7 protein-coding genes are annotated in these 7599 nt (G+C 73.3%); 3 read left to right on the top strand and 4 right to left on the bottom strand.

Annotated features, from left to right (window positions below):
* Nucleotides 1-187: 187 nt before the first annotated feature.
* Nucleotides 188-571: a M23 family metallopeptidase gene (locus tag BG452_RS25525; protein ID WP_188306709.1), complete on the top strand. Its 384-nt coding sequence runs from the start codon at nt 188-190 to the stop codon at nt 569-571.
* Nucleotides 572-639: 68 nt separating this feature from the next.
* On the opposite strand, the gene pcrA is transcribed toward BG452_RS25525, so the two are convergent.
* From pcrA to BG452_RS25510, 3 genes are all read right to left on the bottom strand, one after another.
* Complete coding sequence (pcrA, locus tag BG452_RS25520; protein WP_188306708.1) at nt 640-3273, bottom strand: DNA helicase PcrA; 2634 nt, start codon at nt 3271-3273, stop codon at nt 640-642.
* A gap of 83 nt (nt 3274-3356) precedes the next feature.
* Nucleotides 3357-4034, bottom strand: coding sequence for a LuxR C-terminal-related transcriptional regulator (locus BG452_RS25515; RefSeq protein ID WP_188306707.1), 678 nt, complete (start codon nt 4032-4034; stop codon nt 3357-3359).
* Nucleotides 4027-5367, bottom strand: a complete 1341-nt coding sequence (locus tag BG452_RS25510) for a PspC domain-containing protein (RefSeq protein ID WP_411293015.1) — start codon at nt 5365-5367, stop codon at nt 4027-4029. The genes BG452_RS25515 and BG452_RS25510 overlap by 8 nt, the downstream gene beginning before the upstream one ends.
* A 262-nt stretch (nt 5368-5629) precedes the next feature.
* Between BG452_RS25510 and BG452_RS25505 the strand changes: the two genes are divergently transcribed.
* Nucleotides 5630-7036: a PspC domain-containing protein gene (locus BG452_RS25505; RefSeq protein ID WP_188306705.1), complete on the top strand. Its 1407-nt coding sequence runs from the start codon at nt 5630-5632 to the stop codon at nt 7034-7036.
* On the top strand, nt 7033-7242 hold the full coding sequence (locus BG452_RS25500) for a hypothetical protein (RefSeq protein ID WP_188306704.1): 210 nt from the start codon (nt 7033-7035) through the stop codon (nt 7240-7242). The genes BG452_RS25505 and BG452_RS25500 overlap by 4 nt, the downstream gene beginning before the upstream one ends.
* 11 nt (nt 7243-7253) lie before the next feature.
* Here BG452_RS25500 and BG452_RS25495 read toward each other — a convergent pair.
* Nucleotides 7254-7599: ubiquinol-cytochrome c reductase iron-sulfur subunit (locus tag BG452_RS25495; RefSeq protein ID WP_188306703.1), on the bottom strand; the 346-nt coding region annotated here is incomplete at its 5' end.

The raw sequence follows: 7599 nt of genomic DNA, 5'->3' as shown, positions 1-7599 counted from the left end.
CTGCTGATCGGCGACGCCGCCCACGCGATGTCCCCGGCCGGCGGGGTCGGCATCAACCTCGCCATCCAGGACGCCGTGGCCGCCGCCACCCTGCTCGCCGAAGCCCGTCAGCCAGCCCGGGGACGGCCGGCCGACCGGCGCCCCGACCGCCCAGCCGACCCCCGAACCGGCCAAGCCGACGGTGGTCATGCCGGTCGCCCAGCACGGCCTCGGCGAACTGTTCGGCGCGGCCGGCACCCACTGGGCCAGGCGGCACACCGGCATCGACTTCCCGGTGGACGGCGGCTCCGAGGTCTACGCCGTCACCGACGGGACGCTCCGGACGCAGTGGAACCCGTTCTACGGCTACATGTCGATACTGAAGATGCCGGACGGCACCGAGGCCTGGTACTGCCACCTGCGGGCGTACAAGGTCCGCAAGGGGCCGGTGAAGCAGGGCGACGTGATCGCCTTCGTCGGCAGCAGCGGCAACAGCACCGGCCCGCACCTGCACTTCGAGATCAGGCCCCAGGGCAGCGGTCCGGTCGACCCGCTGCCCTGGTTCCTCTCGAACGGGCTGGACCCGCGCTGAGACCGAACTCCCGCCCGTGGGGCGGGAGTTCGAGGACGGGACCAGGAGCCGCCTCGGCCGGCCAGGCCCTACAGCTTCTCGACCGGCGCGTAGCGCAGCACCAGCCGCTTGCGGCCGGTGCTGCCGAAGTCCACCTCGGCCTGGGCGTTGTCGCCGACGCCCGTCACACCGACCACCGTGCCCAGCCCGAAGGTGTCGTGGGTGACCCGGTCGCCGACGGCCAGCGAGACGACGTCGCGCTCCACGACCTTGCCGCCGCGCCGCACCGACTGCCCCCAGCCGGCCTTCGGCGAGGCCGACCCGGCCGAGGAGGACCGCGAACTCCCGCCCCCGGAGGAGGACTTGCCCCAGGACGAGCCCGACGAGCCGGACGAGCCCGAGGAGAAGCCGCGCTGGACCGGCGCCTGGGCCGCCCCCCTCCGCTTCCAGTCGACCAGCGCCTCCGGGATCTCCTCCAGGAACCGCGAGGCCGGGTTGTAGGCCGGCTGCCCCCAGGCGCTGCGCAGCACCGAGCGGGTCAGGTAGAGCCGCTCGCGGGCCCGGGTGAGGCCCACGTACGCGAGCCGGCGCTCCTCCTCCAACTCCTTGACCTGGTTGAGCGCCCGCATGTGCGGGAAGATCCCGTCCTCCATGCCGGTCAGGAAGACCACCGGGAACTCCAGGCCCTTGGCGGTGTGCAGGGTCATCATCGTGATGACGCCCTGCCCCTCCTCGTCGTCGTCCGGGATCTGGTCCGAGTCGGCGACCAGCGCGACCCGCTCCAGGAAGTCGGCCAGCGAGCCGACCGGCGGCGTGCCCTCCTCCCCGGCGTCCGGCCGCTCGCCCGGGTCCTGCTCGTACTCCAGCGCCACCGAGGCGAGTTCCTGGAGGTTCTCCACCCGGGTCTCGTCCTGCGGGTCGGTGGAGGCCTGGAGTTCGGCCAGGTAGCCGGTCTCCTCCAGGACGGCCTCCAGCACCGCGGCCGGGCCCGCGCCCGACTCGACGACCTGGCGCAGCCCGGCCATCAGGGTGTTGAACTTCTTGACCGCGTTGGCCGAGCGCGCGGCCATCCCGTACGCCTCGTCCACCCGGACCAGCGCCTGGGCGAAGGAGATCCGCTCCCGCGCGGCCAGCGCGTCGACCATCGCCTCAGCCCGCTCGCCGATGCCGCGCTTGGGCACGTTGAGGATCCGGCGCAGCGGCACGGTGTCCTCCGGGTTGGAGAGCACCCGCAGGTACGCCAGGACGTCCCGGACCTCCTTGCGCTCGTAGAAGCGCACCCCGCCGACCACCTTGTACGGCAGGCCGACCCGGATGAACACCTCCTCGAACACCCGGGACTGGGCGTTGGTGCGGTAGAAGATCGCGACGTCGCCGGGCTTGGCCTCGCCCTTGTCGGTGAGCCGGTCGATCTCGTCGGCGATGAACTGGGCCTCGCCGTGCTCGTCGTCCGCGACGTAGCCGACGACCTTCTCGCCGTGGTCGCCGGCCGTCCAGAGCTTCTTCTCGCGCCGGTTGGCGTTGCGCTCGATGACGGCGTTGGCGGCGCTCAGGATCGTCTGGGTGGAGCGGTAGTTCTGCTCCAGCAGGATCGTGGTGGCGTTCGGGTAGTCCTCCTCGAACTGGAGGATGTTGCGGATGGTCGCGCCGCGGAAGGCGTAGATCGACTGGTCCGCGTCACCGACCACGCACAGCTCGGCCGGCGGCACCTCGGCGAGGTGCGCGGCGGCCGGGTTCACGAAGTCCCCGTCCGCGGTGCGCTTCGGCGCGGCCGTGACGGATCCCCCGCTCAGCTCCCGGACCAGCATGTACTGGGCGTGGTTGGTGTCCTGGTACTCGTCGACCAGGATGTGCCGGAACCGGCGGCGGTAGTGCTCGGCGACGTCCGGGAAGGCCTGGAGCAGGTTCACCGTCGTCATGATGATGTCGTCGAAGTCGAGCGCGTTGGCCTCGCGCAGCCGCCGCTGGTAGAGCGCGTACGCCTCGGCGAGCTTCTTCTCCATCGGGTTGGCGGCCTGGTCGGCGAAGGTCTCCTCGTCGATCAGCTCGTTCTTCAGGTTGCTGACCTTCGCCGTGAAGGACTTCGGCGGGAACTGCTTCGGGTCCAGGTCGAGGTCGCGGCAGACCAGCGACATCAGCCGCTGCGAGTCGGCCGAGTCGTAGATCGAGAAGCTGGAGGTGAACCCCAGCTGCTTGGACTCGCGGCGCAGGATCCGCACGCAGGCGCTGTGGAAGGTGGACACCCACATCGCCCGGGCACGCGGGCCGACCAGCGCCTCGACGCGCTCGCGCATCTCGCCGGCCGCCTTGTTGGTGAAGGTGATCGCCAGGATCTCGCCCGGCTGCACCCCGCGGGCGCCCAGCAGGTAGGCGATCCGGTGGGTCAGCACCCGGGTCTTGCCGGAGCCGGCGCCGGCCACGATCAGCAGCGGCGCGCCGGCGTGCAGCACCGCCTCGCGCTGCGGGTCGTTCATCCCCTCCAGCAGCTGCGCCGGATCGATCACCGTACGGGCGGCGCCGTTGCGGTACCAGGCGTCCCGCTCCGCGTCGGCGGCGTGGTCGGTGTGGAACAGCCCGTCCGGGATCGCCTCCTCGTACGCGTCGTACGGAACGTCGTCCTCGTACGGCGGGGGCTCCTCGTCGATGGGCGCGCCGGGCTGCTTCGACCCGGCGGCAAGTGCCTCGAAACCGGGGAGCGGAAGGTCGTCAAAGAGGCTACTCATGGCACTCCGAGTCTATGGCCACCCACCGACAAGCCCGCCCGGCCCGGAGAGACCGGACCGGGCGGGCTCGATGCCGGGGGTGATCAGACCAGGCGGCGGGCGGTGGCCCAGCGGGTGAGCTCGTGGCGGTTGCTGAGCTGGAGCTTGCGCAGGACGGCGGAGACGTGGCTCTCCACGGTCTTCACCGAGATGAAGAGCTGCTTGGCGATCTCCTTGTAGGCGTAGCCGCGGGCGATCAGCCGCAGCACCTCGCGTTCGCGCTGGGTGAGGCGGTCCAGGTCCTCGTCCACCGGCGGGGTGTCGGTGGCGGCGAAGGCGTCCAGCACGAAGCCGGCCAGCCGGGGCGAGAAGACGGCGTCGCCGTCGGCGATCCGGAAGATCGCGTCGACCAGGTCGGTGCCGGTGATGGTCTTGGTGACGTAGCCGCGGGCGCCGCCGCGGATCACGCCGATGACGTCCTCGGCGGCGTCCGAGACGGACAGCGCCAGGAACTTCACCCCGCCCTGCTCGCCCATCACCCCGACCGAGCGGCGCAGCACCTCGACGCCGCCGCCGCCGGGCAGGTGGACGTCGAGCAGCACCACGTCGGGCCGGGTCTCGGCGACCACGCGGACCGCCGAGTCCACGTCGTCGGCCTCCCCCACCACATCGATGCCGGTCACGTCGGTGCGGCCGATCTCGGCCCGGACCCCCGTGCGGAACATCCGGTGGTCGTCCACCAGGACGACCCTGGCCGTACGCTCCGGCGCTGCCTCAGTCATGCGTTCTCTCCATCTCCAGCTCGACCTCGGTGCCGCCGCCCGCCGCCGGCCGCACCCGAGCGGTGCCGCCGTAGCGCTTCATCCGGCCGATGATCGACTCCCGTACGCCCATCCGGTCCTCGGGCACCGTGTCGGGGTCGAAGCCGGGTCCGTGGTCGCGGATGAACACCGACACCGTCCTCCCCTCCACCTCGGCGTAGACCTGGACCGGTCCCCCGCCACCGTACTTGGCCGCGTTGACGGTCGCCTCCCTCGCGGCCTGGATCTGTGCCGCAATCCTCTCGTCCATCGGGCAGTCGCCGACGATCACCAGCTCGACCGGGACGCCGTGCCGGTCCTCGACCTCGGCGACGGCGGCCCGCAGGGTCTCCGCCATGGTGTCCGGCGCGGCCTCGGCGGCGGCCTCCGGGCGGTACAGCCACAGCCGCAGCTCGCGCTCCTGGGAGCGGGCCAGCCGCAGCACCTCCTTGGGGTCCTCGGCCCGGCGCTGGATCAGGGTGAGGGTGTGCAGCACCGAGTCGTGGATGTGGGCGGCGATCTCGGCCCGCTCCTGGGCGCGGATGCGGGCGGTGCGCTCGGCGCCGAGGTCCTGCCAGAGCCGCAGGCCGTACGGGCCGAGCAGCACCAGCACCCCGGCGAGCACCGCGAGCGAGGCCTCGATGACCGAGCCGAGGGTGGAGCCGCTGCCCTGCATGGCGAGCAGCGCGATGGTGCCGACCACCGCGAGCAGCACGCCCGCGCCGACCCGGGTGTAGGCGCTGCGCCGCTTCTCGCCCTCCTCGATGCCGAACCAGCGCTGCCAGCGCGAGTCGTCGGCCTGCCGCCAGACCAGCGCCACGCCGACGCCGATCGCCAGCAGCGGCCAGGTGTACGGCTTGGCGGTCTGCCAACCGAGCACGTTCAGCAGGGCGATCAGGCCGATCACGACCATGACCAGGGCGGCGAGCTGGCCGATACCGCCCTGCCCGCCCTTGCCGGCGGGCCGGGTCTCGGCCCCGCCCTCGGCGGCGGTCACGGCGACCGGCTCGCCCTGGAGCGCGTGCTGGAGCAGTTCGCGCAGCCGCCCGACCCAGCCGCCCCCGCCCGACTTGGTCAGCGGGGTGCCCGGCCGCAGCCAGGGCGAGGTCGGGACGTAGACGCCGTTGACGTTCACCCAGTGGGTGCCGCCGCGCTGCGAGGGCTCGCCGATGCCGATCGGCACCACGAACCAGAACGCCGCGTACAGCAGCGCGCCGATGCCCTGCGCGAAGAACAGCAGGACGAAGGCCAGCCGGACCCAGCGGACCGGCAGCCCGAGGTGCACCGCCAGGCCGTGCGCGACGCCGCCGAGCATCCGCCCCTGCGGGCTGCGGTACAGCCGCCGGTAGGGCGGCCGCCCGCCGTCGGGCGCGGTCGGGTCGGCGCCGGCCGACGCGGCGGCGTCGGAGGCGAGGGGTCGGGGATCGGTACCGGGTGCTGCCACGCCACCGATGGTTCCACGCGGGCGGCTCCGGGCGCATCAGGGTGTGTCCCCCAGCCTTATCAGGGACAAGTCAGGGTCCGGACAGGGCCCTACCCGGTTGGGCCGGGCCGCCCCTGCCGGAAGGATGGTGCCCATGACCGAGGACCACATCCAGGAGACCGGGCCCACCGCCCCGCCGGAACCGGAACGCCCCCCGCTGACCAGGACCGAGCACCACCGCGTGGTGGCCGGCGTCTGCGGTGGTCTCGGGCGGCATCTGGACATCGACCCGGTGGTCTTCCGGGTGGTCACCGTGGTGCTCTGCCTCTCCGGCGGCCTCGGCCTCTTCCTGTACGGCCTGGCCTGGCTGATCGTCCCGACCGAGGGCAGCGCCGACGGCCGCCGCGGCGGGCGCACCGAGCTCCAGCGGGTGCTGACCGGCCGGGTCGACGGCCAGTCGATCGGCGCGGTGCTGCTGACCGTGATCGGCACCGGGGTGTTCTTCTCCTCGATGGGCGACGGCGACCAGCTGTTCCCACTGCTGCTGCTCGGCGGCCTGGTCTTCCTGGCGGTGCGCTACGACCCGGAGCGCCGCCGCGGCGGCCGCGGTCGCGAGCGCCGCCGCGGCGGCCCGTACGACCGTCACTTCCCCGAGGCCGAGGGCCACGGCTGGGCGCAGGACGAGGATGCCACGGCCCGGCACGCCGCCGGCCAGGCCGCCGGAACCGTCCCCGCCGACTCCCCCGCCCCCGGCCCTAGCGGCTACCTGTGGGACCCTCGCCACCCCGAGCGCAACCCGTACGGCGCCACCGACACCGGCGCGGGCCCGAAGGTGCCGCCGCCCGGCGGCCCGACACCGGCCTGGTGGCAGCGCACCGACCTGCCGGAGGGCGACCCGCTGCGCAAGGAGCGCCCGGAGCGCCGCCGCGAGCCGGCCGCCGTACGGCACCCCCGGGAGCGCTCACCGCTCGGCTTCGTCGGCTTCCTGCTGGCGATCGGCGCGGCCACCGCGGTCTGGTCCGCCTCGGCCGGCCACACCGACGTCACCAAGCTGAGCACCGTCGTGCTGGCCACCGGGCTGCTGGTGATCGGCCTGACGCTGCTGCTGGCCGCGAAGTTCGGCAAGGCCCGCAAGCTCGCGGTGCTGGGCCTGCTGACCACCCTGGCGCTGGCCTTCGCCGGCCACTCGCCGCACACCGTGCAGGACGCCGTCGGCGACCGCTCCTGGACGGTCACCGCGGCCGCCGACCTGAAGGACCGCTACAACCTGGGGGCCGGCAACGTCCGGCTGGACCTCTCCCACCTCGACCCGGCCGGGAGCACCCTCGCCACCAAGGTCGACCTCGGCGCCGGCGAGCTGGTCGTCACCGTGCCGGCGGACGTCACGGTGGACCTGGTGGCCCGGGTCGGCCTGGGCAACGTCACCGTGCCGGGCGACCGCAACGACGGCACCGGGCGGCACGTCTACCAGCTCGGCCCGGTGGACGGTCAGCCGTCCAAGGGCACCCTCGATCTCCAACTCGGCATCGGCATCGGCGACATCAAGGTGGTCCAGCAGTGAGGAAGCACCGGCTCGACCTGTTCTCGCTGATCGCGGGCAGCCTGTTCACCGCGATCGCCGTCAGCTACCTGGTGGCGGCCCTCGACGGCGAGACGGTGAACGGACGGATCGTCGTCCCGGTCACCTTCATCGTGCTCGGCGTCGGCGGCCTGGCCGGCGCGGTGGCCGCGGTGGCCCGGCGCGGCAGGCCGGACCGCGACGAGTAGCGCCCGTACGGTCAGCTCTGCTGCGGGCCCAGGGTCAGCTTGTCGCCGTCCTTGCTGACGCCGTACCGGGGCAGCGGCTTGACCGCCGGCCCGTTGACCACCGCGCCGGTCGCGGCGTCGAACCGGGAGCCGTGGCAGGGGCAGTACAGCTGGCCGTTCTTCGGGGCGTCCACCGCGCAGCCGGAGTGGGTGCACACCGCGGAGAAGGCGCAGTACTGGCCGGCCTTGGGCTGCACGATGTAGACGGCGTCCCCGGTGGCCGGGTCCTTGACCTGGGCCGAGCCGCCGACCGGCACGCTCGCCGCGGCGACCGTGGGGGCGGGCGCGGCGGCGGGCGCGGTGCCGCTGGGCGCCGGG

Origin of the sequence: Streptomyces sp. CBMA123, assembly GCF_014596465.1 — a bacterium.
Taxonomy (GTDB): Bacteria; Actinomycetota; Actinomycetes; order Streptomycetales; family Streptomycetaceae; genus Kitasatospora.
This window is presented reverse-complemented; position numbering and strand designations above follow the sequence as displayed.

Coding starts and splice junctions, on each gene's coding strand:
- BG452_RS25525 (WP_188306709.1), top strand. CDS start 188: ATGCCGGTCGCCCAGCACGGCCTCGGCGAACTGTTCGGCGCGGCCGGC.
- pcrA (WP_188306708.1), bottom strand. CDS start 3,273: ATGAGTAGCCTCTTTGACGACCTTCCGCTCCCCGGTTTCGAGGCACTT.
- BG452_RS25515 (WP_188306707.1), bottom strand. CDS start 4,034: ATGACTGAGGCAGCGCCGGAGCGTACGGCCAGGGTCGTCCTGGTGGAC.
- BG452_RS25510 (WP_411293015.1), bottom strand. CDS start 5,367: ATGCTCGGCGGCGTCGCGCACGGCCTGGCGGTGCACCTCGGGCTGCCG.
- BG452_RS25505 (WP_188306705.1), top strand. CDS start 5,630: ATGACCGAGGACCACATCCAGGAGACCGGGCCCACCGCCCCGCCGGAA.